Raw genomic sequence first — 16,194 nt, 5'->3', positions numbered from 1 at the left:
TTAAGGATAACTCAAGAGGAGGGGTGGTGAAGCGACCCTGGCCCGCTGTAAAGAATAATTACAAGCAAGTCTTAATGCTTTGTTTCGACCTGCTCGTATTGGCTCTTGCCTTTGCTTCCGCAATGGTTATCCGATGGAGTAGCTCTTCCCAGCTTTTTGAGAGAGAAGTGTTTCTCTGTCTGATTTTTACTCTCGGTACAAGCAGTCTTATCTTCCTTCGTCTCGGTCTCTACCGCACGGTGATTCGGTATATGGGGCAGCAAGCATTGCTGGCTGTGGTTCAGGGGGTAACCGCATCTGCGATTGTGTTGGCGGTGGCTTCCTATCTCACCTATGCCGGAGTGCCTCGTTCGGTTCCGGTTATCTACTGGTGTTTCGCTCTCATCGCTGTTGGTGGCTCCCGCTGGTTGGTGCGGGTCTATTACCAGAGGGCGTTGGAAATTCACAAGACCCGCGTGGCGATCTATGGTGCGGGTACTGCAGGTTTGCAGCTCTATAAGGCGCTGGCGCATGGGGAGATTTATAAGCCGGTTGCCTTCTTTGATGACAATGCTTCTAAGCAGAATACCCTGATCGACGGGGTGTTAGTGCACAACCCGGGTGAAATTGTTGAGGTTGTTACCGAAGGAGGGATCGCCGAGGTTCTCTTGGCTATGCCGGGTGTGCCCAAGCGGCGCCGGCGCGAAATTGCCAAAGGGCTTCGTGACCTAGGGCTGGTCGTGAAGGTGATTCCAGGCTTGGAGGAGCTGGTTGATGGGGCAGGTCGAGGCTCGGATGATGTTTCGCAGATTTATGAAAATGTCCTGGGGCGTGCGCCGGTCGAGCCGCAGAGTTCTCTTATCGCCTCCTCTATTAGTGGCAAGGTGGTGCTGGTAACAGGGGCTGGCGGTTCAATTGGATCTGAGCTGTGTCGTCAGATTATCCAGTGGTCCCCAGCTCACCTGGTACTGGTCGAGTCTTCTGAGTTCGCGATCTACCAGATCGAGCGTGAGCTTTTTCAGGTGCAGCAGGATGAGGCACTGCAGGTCCCAGTAACGGCTCTGCTGGGCGATGTGCGCGACCGCGCAAGGATGGCGGAGGTCATAGAGAGTTTCTCGGTTCAGACTATCTATCACGCTGCCGCTTATAAGCATGTACCACTGGTTGAGCGGAATGTGGTTCTTGGAGCCGAAAACAATATTCTGGGTACTTTGGCAGTGCTGGAGGCTGCTGAGGCGTCTGGGGTGGAGCAGTTTGTGCTCATTTCCACGGATAAGGCGGTACGCCCCACTAATGTTATGGGGGCGACAAAACGCTTCGCTGAGCTGATCTGTCAGGACTTCGGTCGCCGTTTTGGGCGCACTCGGGTGTGCATGGTTCGGTTCGGTAATGTGCTTGGGTCCTCAGGCTCAGTCATTCCGCTGTTTACTGATCAGATCAATGCTGGTGGCCCTGTGACGGTCACCCATCCCAAAGTCACCCGCTACTTTATGACGATTCCCGAGGCCGCCCAGCTGGTATTGCAGGCCGGCAGCATGGGTCGAAACGGTGAGGTATTTGTGCTGGATATGGGCGAGCCGGTGCGCATTTACGATCTTGCCTGTCGGCTCGTACAGATCATGGGCCATACAGTTAGAGGCGATGATAGTCCGGACGGGGATATCGAAATTCAGATTACCGGCCTTCGGCCCGGTGAAAAGCTTTGTGAAGAGCTATTGTTGGGCGACAACGTTGCCGATACGGACCATCCCATGATTATGCGCGCCGATGAGGAGCGTCTCAGTTCTGAGCAACTGTATTTGCTAATCACTGAGTTGCGTCAGGCATGCTCCCGTCACGATTGTGAAGAGGTTCATCGTATTTTGCGCACTGCGGTGAGGGACTATGCGCCAAGGCAGCAGCTGTTTGATGCGGTCTGGGCTCAGAAGCGGCAGCCCCAGGCGCTACTTCGCGGAGGGCAGGTGGAGCGCCTAACGGTTGGACCGAAGGTCGAGGTGGGTTGATATAGCCATCATGGATGCAAAAAGCTCCTGCATGGCTCCAAGCGGGTTTTCGTTGCTGCTGACTTTGGGATGACTGCCTGGAGTGGGAAAAATGTTTCTGAATGGTGGCAGGGAATATTGGTCTACCACTGAATTTGGAGGGATGGCAGGGCAGGTGTACGCAGGTGCTCTAAGTGTCACTTGATCAACAGGCTTACCCGTAGATATGAAAAAGGCCCCTCAACTTTCGTTGAGGGGCCTTTTTGCTATTTGGCTCCGCCTGCTGGGCTCGAACCAGCGACCCAATGATTAACAGTCATTTGCTCTACCAACTGAGCTAAGGCGGAATTTCTAATCGGCTGTGCCGTTCAGATGGCGCGTATATTATAGGCGGCCCCCAGGGTCGTCAACCCCTTTTTTGCACTTTAACTTATTGATTTGTCAGGCATTACTTTTTTTGAGCGACTTGATCAAAAAGGCAGCCAATTCAACCTCGAATGCAGGCTTGATCTGCAGGGGCGGGTTTGTCGCTCTATAGAGCAGGGCCTACAATCCTCGATTGCTTTCGGGATTACAAGTGGTGGAAGTCTATGGAGTCGCGCCCGTTTCAGGTGGCCAGCAAATATGAACCTGCCGGTGACCAGCCGGCCGCAATCGAGGCGTTGGTGGAGGGGGTTGAAGATGGTCTCAGCCACCAGACCTTGCTGGGTGTGACCGGATCAGGGAAAACCTTCACTATGGCCAATGTCATCGAGCGCCTGCAGCGTCCGGCGATTGTGATGGCTCATAACAAAACCCTGGCGGCGCAGTTGTATGGGGAGTTCAAAGAGTTCTTTCCAAAGAATGCAGTCGAGTACTTCGTCTCCTACTACGACTATTACCAGCCGGAAGCCTATGTTCCCTCCTCGGACACCTTTATCGAGAAGGACGCCTCGGTCAACGAGCATATCGAGCAGATGCGCCTGTCCGCCACCAAGGCGCTGATTGAGCGCAGGGACGTCATCGTGGTTGCCACGGTCTCCGCCATTTACGGCCTCGGCGATCCGGACAAGTACCTGAAAATGGTTCTGCATCTGGATCGCGGCGACCTGGTGGATCAGCGCACGATTTTGCGCCGCTTGGCGGAGCTCCAGTACACGCGCAACGATACCGATTTCCGGCGGGCGACTTATCGCGTCCGCGGTGATGTGATCGACATCTATCCCGCCGATTCCGATCTGGAAGCGGTAAGGGTTTCACTGTTCGATGAGGAAATCGAAGAGCTGACCCTGTTCGACCCGCTGACTGGAGAGGTGCTGAGAAAGGTTCCGCGCATTACCATCTTCCCCAAGTCCCACTATGTAACGCCGCGGGAGACAGTGGTCAGCGCCATCGACCAGATCAAGGAGGAGTTGCGCGGTCGGCTCAAGCAGCTGCGGGATAACGACAAATTGGTCGAGGCGCAACGGCTGGAGCAGCGCACCAAATACGACTTGGAGATGATGCAGGAGCTGGGCTACTGCAACGGGGTGGAGAACTATTCCCGCTACCTGTCTGGACGCGACCCCGGCCAGCCGCCGCCCACCTTGTTTGACTACTTTCCTCACGACTCCCTGCTGTTCATTGACGAGAGCCATGTCACCGTGCCGCAGATCGGCGGCATGTACCGGGGTGACCGCTCGCGCAAGGAAACACTGGTGGAGTACGGCTTTCGCCTGCCCTCGGCCCTGGACAACCGGCCGCTCAAGTTTGAGGAGTGGGAAAAGCTGGCGCCGCAGGCAATCTTCGTGTCCGCCACACCGGGCCCCTATGAGGCTGCCCACGCGGGTGCGGTTGTGGAGCAGGTGGTCAGGCCCACCGGGCTGGTGGATCCGATTGTGGAGGTGCGGCCCGCTTCCACTCAGGTGGATGACTGCCTGTCGGAAATCCACCGCTCAGTGGAGGCCGGGCAGCGGGTTCTGATCACCGTGCTGACCAAGCGCATGGCGGAAGACCTGACGGAGTACCTGAGCGAGAACGGCGTGCGGGTGCGCTACTTGCACTCGGATATCGATACGGTGGAGCGGGTGGAAATCATTCGCGACCTGCGGATTGGCGAGTTTGACGTACTGGTGGGCATCAACCTGCTGCGCGAGGGCTTGGACATGCCGGAAGTGGCGCTTGTGGCTATTTTCGATGCCGATAAAGAGGGATTCCTGCGCTCCGACCGCTCCCTGATCCAGACCATCGGCCGTGCGGCGCGAAACCTGGAGGGGCGTGCGATTCTCTATGCCGACAAAGTTACCGATTCCATGCGCCGCGCACTGGACGAGACTCAGCGCCGTCGCGACAAGCAGTTGGCCCATAATAAAGAACACGGCATTACGCCGAAGGGTATCCGCAAGAGCGTGGCGGATATTCTGGAGGGGGCCATCGCCCCCGGCGTGCCTGCTCGCGGGCGGCGCAAAGTGGCCGAGGGGCAGGGAGCCTACAGTGTCCAGTCCGAACCGCTGTCCGATAAAGAACGCTGGGCCAAAGTCGAAGCCCTGGAGCAGCAGATGTATAACCACGCCAAGAACCTCGAATTCGAAGAGGCGGCCAAGCTGCGCGACGTGATCACCAAGCTGAAAGAAGGAGTGCAATAGCAGGTGTAATCCGCACCCGCTGGCCGCTCGAGTGATCGTTTGTAGCGGCCTCGGATTTTTTATTGCCGGGGGTTACTAAGTTGTTGAAAACACTGAAAACGGGTGCTAAAGTTCGCGTCCTCTGCAGCAGGGTGCTCCCGCTGCAAGCCTTTAGACCCGTAGCTCAGTTGGTTAGAGCGCTGCCTTGACATGGCAGAGGTCAGCAGTTCAAATCTGCTCGGGTCTACCAAATTCTTGCCCGGCGCAACGCGCCGGGTTTTTTTCTGGCTCACAGGCTGAGCCACTGCCCGCAAGGCAGACTTTCCTTCGGGCAGTTAATCAAGCGGTCTTTCGTAGGGATCGCCACTGATAGAAGGACGTACAATGCCCGTTGTTACTCTTCCCGATGGTTCTCATCGCGTTTTTTCCGAAGCTGTTACTGTCCACGATGTGGCCGCTGATATCGGCCCGGGTCTCGCCAAGGCTGCACTCGGAGGCGTGGTGGACGGCAAAGAGGTCGATACCAGCTACCTGATCGAAAAGGACGCGGAGCTGGCGATTATCACCGACCGTCAGCCGGAAGGTCTGGAGATCATCCGTCACTCCACCGCGCACCTGTTGGCCCAGGCGGTCAAGCAGTTGTATCCGGGCGCCCAGGTCACCATCGGTCCTGTGATCGAGGACGGCTTCTACTACGATTTCGCCTACGAGCGTCAATTTACTCCGGAAGATCTGGAGAAAATTGAAAAGCGCATGGAGGAGTTGGCCAAGCAGGATATCCCGGTCAGCCGCCGTCTGATGCCCCGCGACGAAGCGGTTAAATACTTCCGTGATATGGGTGAGGAGTACAAGGCGCAGATCATCGCCGATATTCCCTCCGATCAGGATATTTCCCTGTATCTGCAGGGGGATTTCGAGGATCTCTGCCGCGGTCCGCACGTCCCCTCCACCGGGCGCCTGAAAGCCTTCAAGCTTACCAAGGTGGCTGGCGCCTACTGGCGCGGCGATGCCAGCAACGAGATGCTGACTCGCGTATACGGCACTGCCTGGGGCAACAAGAAAGACCTCAAGGCCTACCTGCACCGCATCGAAGAGGCGGAGAAACGCGACCACCGCAAGCTGGCGAAGAAGTTTGACCTGTTCCATATTCAGGAAGAGGCGCCGGGCATGGTGTTCTGGCACCCCAATGGCTGGACTATCTACAGTACCATCGAGCAGTACATGCGCGAGCGCCAGCGCAAAGCCGGCTACAAAGAGATCAAGACGCCGCAGTTGGTGGACTTCAGTCTGTGGGAGAAGTCCGGGCATGCGGACAAGTTTGGTGACGACATGTTCTCGCTGGTCAGCGAGGAGCGCCAGTTCGCCATCAAGCCCATGAACTGCCCCTGTCATGTGCAGGTGTTTAATCAGGGCCTGCGCAGCTACCGCGATCTGCCCCTGCGCCTGGCGGAGTTTGGTTCCTGTCACCGCAGCGAGCCTTCCGGTTCCCTGCATGGCCTGATGCGCGTGCGCGGTTTTGTGCAGGACGATGGCCATATCTTCTGCACCGAAGAGCAGATCCAGTCGGAAGTTTCCGATTTTATGGACCTGTTGCACGCCGTATACAAGGATTTCGGTTTTGAGGAGGTGATCTACCGCCTCTCCACCCGCCCGGAGCAGCGGGTAGGCTCCGATGAGAGTTGGGACAAGGCGGAAAAAGCACTGGCGGATGCCCTCAATGCCGCCGGCCTGCCGTGGGAAGAGTTGCCGGGAGAGGGAGCCTTCTATGGACCCAAGATCGAATTCTCCCTGAAAGATTGCCTGGGCCGGGTATGGCAGTGTGGCACCATTCAGGTGGATTTCTCCATGCCGGGTCGCCTGGACGCCCAGTATGTGGCGGAAGACGGCTCCCGTCAGACCCCGGTAATGCTGCACCGCGCGGCGCTGGGCTCCTTCGAGCGCTTCATCGGCATCCTGATTGAGAACTACGAGGGCGCCTTCCCCACCTGGCTGGCCCCACGGCAGGTGGCGGTGCTGAATATCACCGATCGACAGGCGGATTACTGCCGCGATCTGGAGCAACATCTCGGCGCGTTGAACTACCGTGCCACAGCCGACTTGAGAAACGAGAAGATCGGCTTTAAAATCCGCGAGCACACGCTTCAGCGTGTACCTTATCTGCTGGTCATCGGCGATAAGGAAGTCGAGAATCAAACGGTCGCCGTGCGGACACGCAGCGGAGAGGACCTTGGAACCATGACCTTCGAGTCGTTCCTCGAGATCCTTGAGCAGGATGTCAGCCGCCGCGGCCGCGCTGCTATTGCAGATTCTCGCGATTGATTATTGGTAACTGGAGACGATAGCTATTAAACGAGACAGCAAGGGACGGTCCAAGAAGGCCCGCATTAATGATCAGATTGAGGCATCACAGGTACGCCTGATTGGCGCCGACGGCGAACAGGTGGGAATAGTTTCCCTAGATGAAGCGCTGGATCTGGCTCAGCAGGCCAGTCTGGATCTCGTTGAAATCGCACCGGATTCAGATCCGATAGTCTGTAAGATCATGGACTACGGAAAGCACATTTTTGAAGCCAAGAAGGCCAAAAATGCTGCCAAGAAGAAACAGAAGCAGCAGCAGATCAAGGAAATGAAATTCCGCCCCGGTACTGATATCGGGGACTACCAGATCAAGCTGCGCAACCTGACCCGCTTCCTGGAGGCTGGCGACAAGGCGAAAATTTCCCTGCGCTTCCGCGGCCGTGAGATGGCCCACCAGGAGCTGGGCATGGAAATGATGCAGCGCATCGAGAAAGATCTGGAAGAGCTGGGCGTGGTGGAGCAGCGGCCGAAGATGGAAGGCCGCCAGATGATCATGGTGATCGCGCCCAGCAAAAAGAAGAAGTAAGGGACGGAAAGCGATTTCCGGACCTGCTCGGAGAAGTGATTGGGCGACGGCTGCCTCCTCACTCTCATAAACCGCCGGTATAGCCGGCGGTATTTAACGAAAGCCCCCAGGGGCAATATTCACTACTGGAGTACAAAATGCCGAAAGCAAAGACGCACAGTGGCGCTGCCAAGCGCTTCAAAAAGACGGCTGCGGGCTACAAGCACAAGCACGCCAACAAGAGCCACATCCTCACCAAGATGACCACCAAGCGTAAGCGTCAGCTGCGCGGTACCCAGACCATGAACAAGTCTGATGCCACCCTGGTCGATCGTATGCTGCGCGCCAAGTAATTGGCTCCATTCGCAAAGAGTTAAGAGGATACAGTTATGGCCCGTGTTAAACGTGGTGTAGAGGCGCGTCGTCGTCACAAGAAGATTCTGAAGCAGGCCAAAGGCTACTACGGTGCGCGTTCACGCGTATTTCGCGTTGCCAAGCAGGCCGTTATCAAAGCTGGTCAGTACGCTTACCGCGACCGTCGTGTCAAGAAGCGTAACTTCCGTCAGCTGTGGATCACCCGTATCAACGCACAGTCCCGCGCCGAAGGCCTGAGTTACAGCCGCCTGATCGCCGGTCTGAAGAAAGCCGACATCGCCCTGGACCGTCGCGTCCTGGCCGACCTGGCTGTCTACGACAAAGCCGCTTTCGCTGCCGTAGTGGAAAAAGCCAAGGCAGCCCTGGCAGCTTAAGTCGTCTTCAGTTGAAAGACTGAGCGCCATTAAAGATAGGGAAGGGCTGTAAAGTCCTTCCCTATTTTTTTATACGATTTCAGGTGCCGCTCCCCGCTTGAGCGCGAGAGGCGCCACTCAGTCCCGGCACACAGGCCAGGGCACCCGCTAAAAAGAACGTATTTATCTAGACGGAAACGACTCCATGCAAGATTTGCAGTCCCTCACCGAACAGGCACTGGCGCTGGTGGAGCAGGCGGAAGGCCTGCCGGCACTGGACCAGGTACGCGTGGATTACCTGGGCAAAAAAGGCCACCTGACTGCACTGCTGAAAGGGTTGGGCAAGCTCTCCCCGGAAGAGCGTCCCGCCGCCGGCGCCAAGATCAATGAAGCCAAGCAGCAGGTGCAGGAACAGATCAACGCGCGCCGCGCCGCCCTGGAAGAAGCCGCCATCGCCACCAAGTTGGCAGAAGAAACCATCGACGTGACCCTGCCGGGCCGTGGAGAAGCGCAGGGCAGTGCGCACCCGGTAACCCGCACACTGCGCCGTATTGAAAAACTGTTCGTGCGCCTCGGTTTCTCCGTGGAAGAGGGGCCGGAGATTGAGGACGACTACCACAACTTCGAAGCCCTCAATATTCCCGCGCATCACCCCGCGCGGGCCATGCACGATACTTTTTATATCGACCCGTCCACGGTGCTGCGCACCCACACCTCCCCGGTGCAGATCCGTACCATGGAGAAGACCGCGCCGCCCATTCGCATTATCTGCCCCGGGCGTGTCTACCGCTGTGATTCAGACGTAACGCACTCCCCGATGTTCCATCAGGTGGAAGGTCTGGTGGTGGACAAAGACGTGAGCTTTGCGCACCTGAAGGGCTGTGTGGATCAGTTCCTCAAAGCCTTCTTCGAGGCCGATGTGCCCGTGCGCTTCCGCCCGTCCTACTTCCCCTTTACCGAGCCGTCGGCGGAAGTGGATATCCAGTGCACCGCCTGCGGTGGTGACGGCTGCCGTGTGTGCTCCGGTACCGGCTGGCTGGAGGTGATGGGATGCGGCATGGTGCATCCTAACGTGTTTGCCTCCTGCGATATCGACAGCGAAACCTATTCCGGCTTTGCCTTCGGCATGGGCGTGGAGCGCCTTGCCATGCTGCGCTATGGCGTCAACGACCTGCGCCTGTTCTTCGATAACGACCTGCGCTTCCTGAAGCAGTTCTGACGCGAAAACCGAATGACTACTGAAGCGCGGCCCGTACACCCGGGTGGCGCGGCGCCGCCAAAGTGAACCACCGGCGCTTATGGAAATAAGAGAAAGAGATCGATTATGAAATTCAGTAATGCCTGGCTGCGGGAATGGGTCAGCCCACAACTGACCGCGCAGGAACTGGCCGACCAGATCACCATGGCCGGACTGGAAGTGGATGGGGTCGAAAACGTCGCCGGTGACTTCTCCGGCGTGGTTGTTGGTGAAATCATCGCCTGTGAACAGCATCCCGACGCAGACAAGTTGCGGGTATGCAAAGTGGCCGGCCACCCGCAAGGCGAGATGCAGGTGGTCTGTGGCGCGCCCAATGCCCGTGTCGGTATCAAGATTCCATTCGCGCTGGTAGGCGCGCAACTGCCCGGCGACTTCAAGATCAAAAAAGCCAAGCTGCGCGGTGTTGAGAGCTTCGGCATGCTCTGCGCCCAGACCGAGCTGGAACTTGGTGAAGACAGCGACGGTATCTGGGAATTGCCGGCTGATGCCCCCACCGGGCAGGACCTGCGTGAATACCTCGGCCTTGATGACGAAATCATCGAGGTGGACCTGACCCCCAACCGCTCCGACTGCCTGGGTATCGCCGGCATCGCGCGCGAAGTGGGCGTACTCAACCGCTGTGCGGTACAGGGCCCGGAAATCTCCCCGGTTGCCGCCAGCCATAACGACAGCCTGCCGGTATCCCTGATGGCGGGCGATGCCTGCCCCCGTTACGTGGGCCGGGTCATCCGCAATATTGATATCAGTGCCCAGACTCCGCTGTGGATGCAGGAGCGCCTGCGCCGCAGTGGCCTGCGCAGTATCGACCCGGTGGTGGATGTCACCAACTATGTTCTGCTGGAACTGGGCCAGCCCATGCACGCCTTCGATCTGGCCAAACTGGAAGGAGGCATCAAAGTGCGCCTCGCTGCACCGGGCGAAAAGCTCACACTGCTGGACGGTCAGGAAGTGGAGCTGAAAGACGGCACCCTGCTGATCGCCGACGAGAAAAAGCCCCTGGCCATAGCCGGCATCATGGGTGGGGAAGAGTCCGCAGTCTCTGTAAACACCCGCGACATCTTCCTCGAGAGCGCCTTCTTCAATCCGCTGGCCATCGCCGGCAAGGCCCGCTCATACGGCCTGCACACCGACTCCTCCCACCGCTTCGAGCGCGGCGTCGACTATCGCCTGCAGGAGCAGGCCGTCGAGCGCGCCACCCAGCTGTTGTTAGACATCGTCGGTGGCGAACCGGGCCCAGTGCACCTGCGTGAGCTGGAAGAGGCCATGCCGGCAGAGCGCCACATCACCCTGCGCCGCGCCCGTGTTGCCGCCGGACTGGGCGTCGAGATCGGCGATGACGAAATCGTCGATATCCTCACCCGTCTCGGCCTGCAGAAGATCGGCGAAGACAGCGAGGGTTGGACCTTCCTCGTGCCCAGCTTCCGTTTCGATCTCGCCATCGAGGCCGACCTGCTGGAAGAGCTGGCCCGAGTGTATGGCTACAACCGCATCCCCAGCATCAGCTTCAGCGCCGCCCTCGATATCGTGCCGCAGAAAGAATCCCGTGTTGCCCTCGAGGCGTTGGAGCAGACCCTGCTGGCCCGCGGTTACCACGAAGCCATCACCTTCAGCTTTATCGACCGCGCCTCCGCCGCGCTTTTCGACCCCAAGGCCGAGCCGGTGGCCCTGCAGAACCCCATCAGTGCCGATCTGGCGGTAATGCGCACCAGCCTCATGCCCGGCTTGTGCAAAGCGCTGCAGTACAACCTCAACCGTCAGCAGAGCCGTGTGCGCCTGTTTGAAACCGGCCTGCGCTTTGTGCCGGGCGACGAACTGCGCCAGGAGCCCATGATCGCCGGCCTGATCTACGGCGGCCGCGAAGGTGAAAGCTGGACCGGCGGCAAAGACACCGTGGACTTCTATGACATCAAAGGTGACGTGGAAGCGCTGCTTGCCCACTTCGGCAATGTCGAATTCCAGTTCCAGGCCGGCGAGCACAGCGCCCTGCACCCGGGCCAGACCGCGCGTATCACCCGCGATGGCCGCGACCTGGGCGTAGTGGGGGCGCTGCACCCGCAGCTGCAGAAGCAACTGGAACTGCCCAAGGCCGCCTACCTGTTTGAGCTCAGCCTCGACGCCCTCGGCGAAGCGGCACTGCCCGCATTCCAGCCGCTGTCGCGCTTCCCCGAAGTGCGCCGCGACCTGGCCCTGCTGATCGACGCCGATGTACCGGCCGCCAGCATGGTGGCAACCGCCACCGAAGCCGCTGGCGAAACTTTGACGGACCTCAACATTTTTGACGTCTATCAGGGCAAAGGCATTGATTTCAATAGAAAAAGTGTCGCCATGGGGTTGACCTTTCAGCATCCGTCGCGCACCCTTAACGACGAAGAAATCAATGCCGCAGTCGATGCGGTGGTTCGACAATTAGAACAACAATATAACGCCAGCTTGCGCTGATCCGGCTATGTCGCTCCGGGGTGCAGGTTGCCTGGCACCCCGAGAGCGTCTGCTACCGGGTTGAAAGCCGCCGCGGTTTGGGCCGCTTCCGATCTGGAGTCGACGCCTCTGAAGGTATTGGTAGGAACCAATGACAGAGGCACTGACCAAGGCCGGGCTCGCCGAAAAGTTGTATGAAGAGCTGGGTTTCAATAAGCGAGAAGCGAAGGAAATCGTCGAATTTTTTTTCGAGGAAATCCGCAATGCGCTGGAAAATAACGAGCAGGTAAAACTGTCCGGCTTCGGTAATTTCGATCTGCGGGACAAAAGCCAGCGTCCCGGACGCAACCCCAAGACCGGCGAAGAGATCCCGATCTCCGCCCGGCGTGTAGTGACATTCAAACCGGGACAAAAACTCAAGGCACGAGTAGAAGAGCATGCTGGAAGCGAGCAACAATAGCGAACTGCCAACCATCCCTGGCAAGCGCTACTTCACCATTGGCGAAGTCAGTGAGCTTTGCGCGGTGAAGCCCCACGTACTGCGCTACTGGGAACAGGAATTCCCACAGCTCAGCCCGGTCAAGCGTCGTGGCAACCGCCGCTACTATCAGCATCAGGACGTTATCCTGATCCGTCAGATTCGCGCACTGCTGTACGAAGAGGGCTACACCATCGGTGGTGCCCGCCTGCAGATGGAGTCCGGTACCGAAAAGGTGCAGGGCGTACAGCTGCAGCAGGTCCTGCCTGAGATGATCGCCGAACTGGAGGGTGTGCTGGCACTGCTGGAGGCTCCCAACTAAAGTTCAAAATCGGTGCAGATCCGGGCTTGCATTCCCCGTCAGCTGATGTATGATTTGCGCCTCATCGCAAAGCGATGCCTTAAAAATCAAGGACTTAGCAAAACCTAAGCCGCTTGGTTCCCCTTCGTCGGAGTGTAGCGCAGCCTGGTAGCGCACCACACTGGGGGTGTGGTGGTCGTCGGTTCAAATCCGGCCACTCCGACCATTCAATCGTTGTTGATCAACGACAGAAAAGCCCGCCGTTTGAGCGGGCTTTTTTGTGTCTGAAATTTAGCTCATATGAGGAGGGATGGTTAATCAGCTGAGCGTTCTTAAGCTTTTGGGCGATTGGGAGCTGCTGGAGTTGGGCGTTTGATAGGGAGGTTAATGCTTTTGCCCAGAAATAAGCGGATTCGAGGAATTTGGCAAAAAAATAGTTCCGCGAAACTTGGATAAAATAATTTCGGTTAATTGTGTGACTTTGTTCTCAGCGTAATCAATGCAGCGATTTATAGGTGGATTCACTGCGGCTTACTGCGTAGTATCGCAAAAATTTTCATTGAGTCCGAAATAGAGACTCATAACTAAAAAATTACGAGTAGTTGATGTGAAAAGGATGGTCACATCAATAGTAACTGTTAGTGCTTACTTTTTTTCTTCTATGGGGGGTGCGGAAGTTGGCGGTGGCGTAGCTATTGATGAAAGCTTAGCCCGTAGTGAGATTAGCTCTATTGAGGCTAAAAAAGCTGTAGATACACCACGTATACAAAATAGTACGATTGTTTCTCATTCCTGCTTTGTCCCTTATACGCAAGTATCAGGCAAAATAACCATCATCAATATCTCCAGGGGTTCGTTACCAGATATCTTCCCTGCCTACTCCATTCATCTTCCCGCTTATCAACTAAAGCAAAAAAGCTTTCTCAAAGGCCAATCGCTATTGGTTGTGGCAGAGCCCTATAAGCGTTATGAGCTCACTAAGTTATGTATAGATCTCATTGCTGATGGGTTTGTGAAACCCAAGATAGGCATATGGTCACCTGCAAATAATAGTGGAAAGGTGCAAATTGTCGTGCCTCCAGAAGAGTTTCTTATTGAGGCAAGAAATTTTGGAGCGGTAACAATCGCAGAGAATAAGTTAATTGCAGACAAACTGAAGGGTTATGGTGTTGAAGCCCTCTACCCAGAATCGGGGCAGATTACCCAGTCGTTTATTGACAGCGCCCTCTCCCAATACCCTGCTGATGAGTACTTGCCAGTGTTTGTGGTGGCGGATAAGCGTAAGGGAAGTTTTAAATTTTCAGGTGAAGTGCCAGTTTATGCGGTTCAAGGGGGGATGGCTGCTATTGATGCTGCGCTTAGTATGGGGCGAATAAACTCCCTGAAAGCGAACGGCAAACTTCAGGGTGTGGCCTGTGTCGATTAGATTTTCTGGCTTTTTCAGGTCATCCATTTGTTTGTCTGTTGTCGGGTTTATCATTCTTGCTGGCTTGGCTGGAATGATTAACAGCTCGCAGCGAAAAAATATTTCAGAGTTTACTAGGTATAAAACGCTGCGTTATAGCTTTTCTGTGACTAATGATAGTGGAGAGGTTATTGATAGCGCGCAGATAAAAATATTTGCACCGGTCAAGCAAAACTCCTATCAGAGAACATTGAGCCTTGGGTCAAATCGTGACTTTGAACTGGTGGCAGAAGAGTCGGGCAATCAAGCCTTGATGTTTGCGATTGAAAAATTGCCCCCATTTTCCACTGAGATCATCAGTATTACCGCTGAAATTGCACTATCTGAAAATGCGCAAGAGTTTCAAGCAGCGGGCGATTACATCGCTCCAGAGCGAAATATTGAATCCGACTCGCCTGAGATCAAATCATTGGCAGAAAATCTTGCTGGTCAGAAAGATTTTATCGCTGATACCGTTTCATGGGTGTACAGAAATGTCGATGATGTGGGCTATATCGCAGAAGATCGCGGCGCATATTTTGCGGTTACAGAGAAAAAGGGTGACTGTACCGAGTTTTCTTCTGCCGTTGTGGCCATAAGTCGAGCGCAAGAGGTGCCTGCCCGGCTGATTGGTGGATTTGTACTCGAAGAGTCAGGAAGGTTGCGGGCGGACGATTATCATAATTGGGCTGAGTTAAAGCGAGGTGACAGCTGGATAATCGCGGATGCGCAAAATGACATCCTTGACTCAGGCTATGGCTCTTATATCGCGTTTTTTAATTTTGACAGAAATTCTCGGCTAAAAAATAGTCATCGCTTTATGAGCTATGACTCGAGATTAACTGTGCAGATGCTTTAAGTTGAAGGATTAAGTAAGTGAAAGGGTTTTCATTTAGAGGCGGGTCGACAATATTTGCGCTGCTACTGTTGATAGAGTCTGCTGCCGCTGTTGCGACTGAGCCAATGGCATATTGGCCCATGGCAGAGTTTCAGGATGGGTATTACTGGGACATGATGGATAATGCTCCCCATTTAAATTCTAAGTGGCAACCTAAATACATCGCTAGCGGCCTGAATTTTGGTCCTGCTGTCAATTTCGAACAAGGGAATTACTTCTACACTACGAATAAAACTCTGCCTGTATTTTTAGGTGCGTTTTCCCTTGAGATTTGGGTGAATATAAGCGTTCATGGTGGTAGGCAGGTGTTACTGCAGCATGGTCTCTGGGATGCGGGAAGCTCTGTTTTCAGTCTGCACCTGGCCGGCCAGTCAAAGACATTTGATGTTGGGCGACAAGAGGCTGGTCACCTTGCATTTGTGGTTAATGATGGTGCACAAGTTGCGGCTGTCAGTGATGCGGAAATTTTAGAGGTTGGTGAGTGGTATCACATTGCAGTTACCTATACAGGCAGTGTATTAAATCTCTATAAAAATGGTGTCTTGGTTCAGAGTCAGCCCTATATCGGGGCACCTACCCCTGGTTCCGAGCCTCTATTTGTTGGAGGTCTTCCTGACGGTGACAGTATCAAGGATGGTGTCAATGGTTATATGGCGGAAGTCTTTTTATTTGATAGCGCAATCACTGAAGCGGAGATCTCTGAACACTACGCGCTAAGTGGGGCTGAGAGGCCTCCGGAGCCGGTGGTGTTCAGCGAGAATGGCTATATATCCGCATCGGATATGCAGTATGAGGGTGCAGAGATCGTTGTTGATGGTGCGGTTGTAACCATTGATGGCATGCATAATTTCAAGCGGCTGGAGATTGTGAATGGCGGTCATGTAACTCATTCCAATCAGGCTGGTTTGAGTCTTAGTATCGAAGGCTTATTCAGGCTGTCTTCTGATTCAAAAATCAGTGTGAGCGGCCGGGGATTTTCTGCTACTTCTACAAGTAATTATGGAGCCAGCCATGGTGGTGCCGGGGCGGGTAGCACTGCCGATTCAACCTATGGCAACTTCGAAGAACCGACGACTTTTGGCCGTTCCCCCAGCTCCACCCGTGGTGGCGGAGCCATCAAACTGCAGGCGGACCAGGCAGTTATCGATGGCGCTATTCTGGCAGATGGTCTCCAGCCAAGCTCATATGGTGGTACAAGTGGCGGTTCTATTTGGCTGATAGTGAATACCCTTTCAGGAGCTGGTTCCTTATCGGCACAAGGAA

General features: G+C 55.6%; 13 protein-coding genes and 3 tRNA genes. 15 read left to right on the top strand and 1 reads right to left on the bottom strand.

All coding sequences use genetic code 11. The features are described 5' to 3' along the window. The first annotated feature begins 26 nt into the window (after positions 1-26). Positions 27-1,982 carry a polysaccharide biosynthesis protein gene (locus ABEA58_RS09565; protein ID WP_345550975.1) on the top strand — a complete coding sequence of 652 codons (1,956 nt, stop codon included), beginning with the start codon at positions 27-29 and terminating at the stop codon, positions 1,980-1,982. A gap of 250 nt (positions 1,983-2,232) precedes the next feature. On the opposite strand, the gene ABEA58_RS09560 is transcribed toward ABEA58_RS09565, so the two are convergent. After that, a tRNA-Asn gene (locus ABEA58_RS09560) sits at positions 2,233-2,308 on the bottom strand. Between the two features lie 243 nt (positions 2,309-2,551). On the opposite strand from ABEA58_RS09560, the gene uvrB reads away from it, so the two are divergent. The 14 genes from uvrB to ABEA58_RS09490 all read left to right on the top strand — a co-directional run. Further along, a complete protein-coding gene (gene uvrB / locus ABEA58_RS09555) occupies positions 2,552-4,564 on the top strand; it encodes an excinuclease ABC subunit UvrB (protein ID WP_345550973.1) in 2,013 nt (670 codons plus the stop codon). 152 nt (positions 4,565-4,716) lie between these two features. Next, positions 4,717-4,793: transfer RNA gene (locus tag ABEA58_RS09550), tRNA-Val, on the top strand. Between the two features lie 134 nt (positions 4,794-4,927). Continuing rightward, the gene (gene thrS, locus ABEA58_RS09545; protein WP_345550971.1) at positions 4,928-6,862 is read left to right on the top strand and encodes a threonine--tRNA ligase; all 1,935 of its coding nucleotides are present in this window, start codon (positions 4,928-4,930) and stop codon (positions 6,860-6,862) included. A 10-nt stretch (positions 6,863-6,872) separates the two neighbouring features. Then, positions 6,873-7,427: a translation initiation factor IF-3 gene (gene infC / locus ABEA58_RS09540; RefSeq protein WP_425563529.1), complete on the top strand. Its 555-nt coding sequence runs from the start codon at positions 6,873-6,875 to the stop codon at positions 7,425-7,427. Positions 7,428-7,564: 137 nt separating this feature from the next. After that, positions 7,565-7,759, top strand: coding sequence for a 50S ribosomal protein L35 (rpmI, locus tag ABEA58_RS09535; RefSeq protein ID WP_073271300.1), 195 nt, complete (start codon positions 7,565-7,567; stop codon positions 7,757-7,759). Between the two features lie 36 nt (positions 7,760-7,795). Continuing rightward, positions 7,796-8,155: a 50S ribosomal protein L20 gene (gene rplT / locus ABEA58_RS09530; RefSeq protein WP_067080150.1), complete on the top strand. Its 360-nt coding sequence runs from the start codon at positions 7,796-7,798 to the stop codon at positions 8,153-8,155. A gap of 184 nt (positions 8,156-8,339) precedes the next feature. After that, complete coding sequence (gene pheS, locus ABEA58_RS09525; RefSeq protein ID WP_345550963.1) at positions 8,340-9,353, top strand: phenylalanine--tRNA ligase subunit alpha; 1,014 nt, start codon at positions 8,340-8,342, stop codon at positions 9,351-9,353. 105 nt (positions 9,354-9,458) lie between these two features. Then, positions 9,459-11,831, top strand: coding sequence for a phenylalanine--tRNA ligase subunit beta (pheT, locus tag ABEA58_RS09520; RefSeq protein WP_345550961.1), 2,373 nt, complete (start codon positions 9,459-9,461; stop codon positions 11,829-11,831). Between the two features lie 130 nt (positions 11,832-11,961). Continuing rightward, the gene (gene ihfA / locus ABEA58_RS09515) at positions 11,962-12,270 is read left to right on the top strand and encodes an integration host factor subunit alpha (protein WP_345550959.1); all 309 of its coding nucleotides are present in this window, start codon (positions 11,962-11,964) and stop codon (positions 12,268-12,270) included. Then, the gene (locus ABEA58_RS09510; RefSeq protein ID WP_345550957.1) at positions 12,248-12,610 is read left to right on the top strand and encodes a MerR family transcriptional regulator; all 363 of its coding nucleotides are present in this window, start codon (positions 12,248-12,250) and stop codon (positions 12,608-12,610) included. The genes ihfA and ABEA58_RS09510 overlap by 23 nt, the downstream gene beginning before the upstream one ends. Before the next feature lie 128 nt (positions 12,611-12,738). Continuing rightward, a tRNA-Pro gene (locus ABEA58_RS09505) sits at positions 12,739-12,815 on the top strand. Positions 12,816-13,196: 381 nt separating this feature from the next. Then, the gene (locus ABEA58_RS09500) at positions 13,197-14,015 is read left to right on the top strand and encodes a hypothetical protein (protein ID WP_345550955.1); all 819 of its coding nucleotides are present in this window, start codon (positions 13,197-13,199) and stop codon (positions 14,013-14,015) included. After that, positions 14,005-14,892 carry a transglutaminase-like domain-containing protein gene (locus tag ABEA58_RS09495; protein WP_345550953.1) on the top strand — a complete coding sequence of 296 codons (888 nt, stop codon included), beginning with the start codon at positions 14,005-14,007 and terminating at the stop codon, positions 14,890-14,892. The genes ABEA58_RS09500 and ABEA58_RS09495 overlap by 11 nt, the downstream gene beginning before the upstream one ends. Positions 14,893-14,909: 17 nt before the next feature. Continuing rightward, positions 14,910-16,194: LamG domain-containing protein (locus ABEA58_RS09490; RefSeq protein ID WP_345550952.1), on the top strand; the 1,285-nt coding region annotated here is incomplete at its 3' end.

This window comes from Microbulbifer aestuariivivens, from assembly GCF_039545115.1.
In the GTDB taxonomy this organism is placed as follows: domain Bacteria; phylum Pseudomonadota; class Gammaproteobacteria; order Pseudomonadales; family Cellvibrionaceae; genus Microbulbifer; species Microbulbifer aestuariivivens.
The sequence above is the reverse complement of the archived record's forward strand: the minus strand, read 5'-3'. Positions and strand labels throughout refer to the sequence as shown.

Coding starts and splice junctions, on each gene's coding strand:
- pheT (WP_345550961.1), top strand. CDS start 9,459: ATGAAATTCAGTAATGCCTGGCTGCGGGAATGGGTCAGCCCACAACTG.
- uvrB (WP_345550973.1), top strand. CDS start 2,552: ATGGAGTCGCGCCCGTTTCAGGTGGCCAGCAAATATGAACCTGCCGGT.
- rplT (WP_067080150.1), top strand. CDS start 7,796: ATGGCCCGTGTTAAACGTGGTGTAGAGGCGCGTCGTCGTCACAAGAAG.
- ihfA (WP_345550959.1), top strand. CDS start 11,962: ATGACAGAGGCACTGACCAAGGCCGGGCTCGCCGAAAAGTTGTATGAA.
- rpmI (WP_073271300.1), top strand. CDS start 7,565: ATGCCGAAAGCAAAGACGCACAGTGGCGCTGCCAAGCGCTTCAAAAAG.
- thrS (WP_345550971.1), top strand. CDS start 4,928: ATGCCCGTTGTTACTCTTCCCGATGGTTCTCATCGCGTTTTTTCCGAA.
- pheS (WP_345550963.1), top strand. CDS start 8,340: ATGCAAGATTTGCAGTCCCTCACCGAACAGGCACTGGCGCTGGTGGAG.
- ABEA58_RS09510 (WP_345550957.1), top strand. CDS start 12,248: ATGCTGGAAGCGAGCAACAATAGCGAACTGCCAACCATCCCTGGCAAG.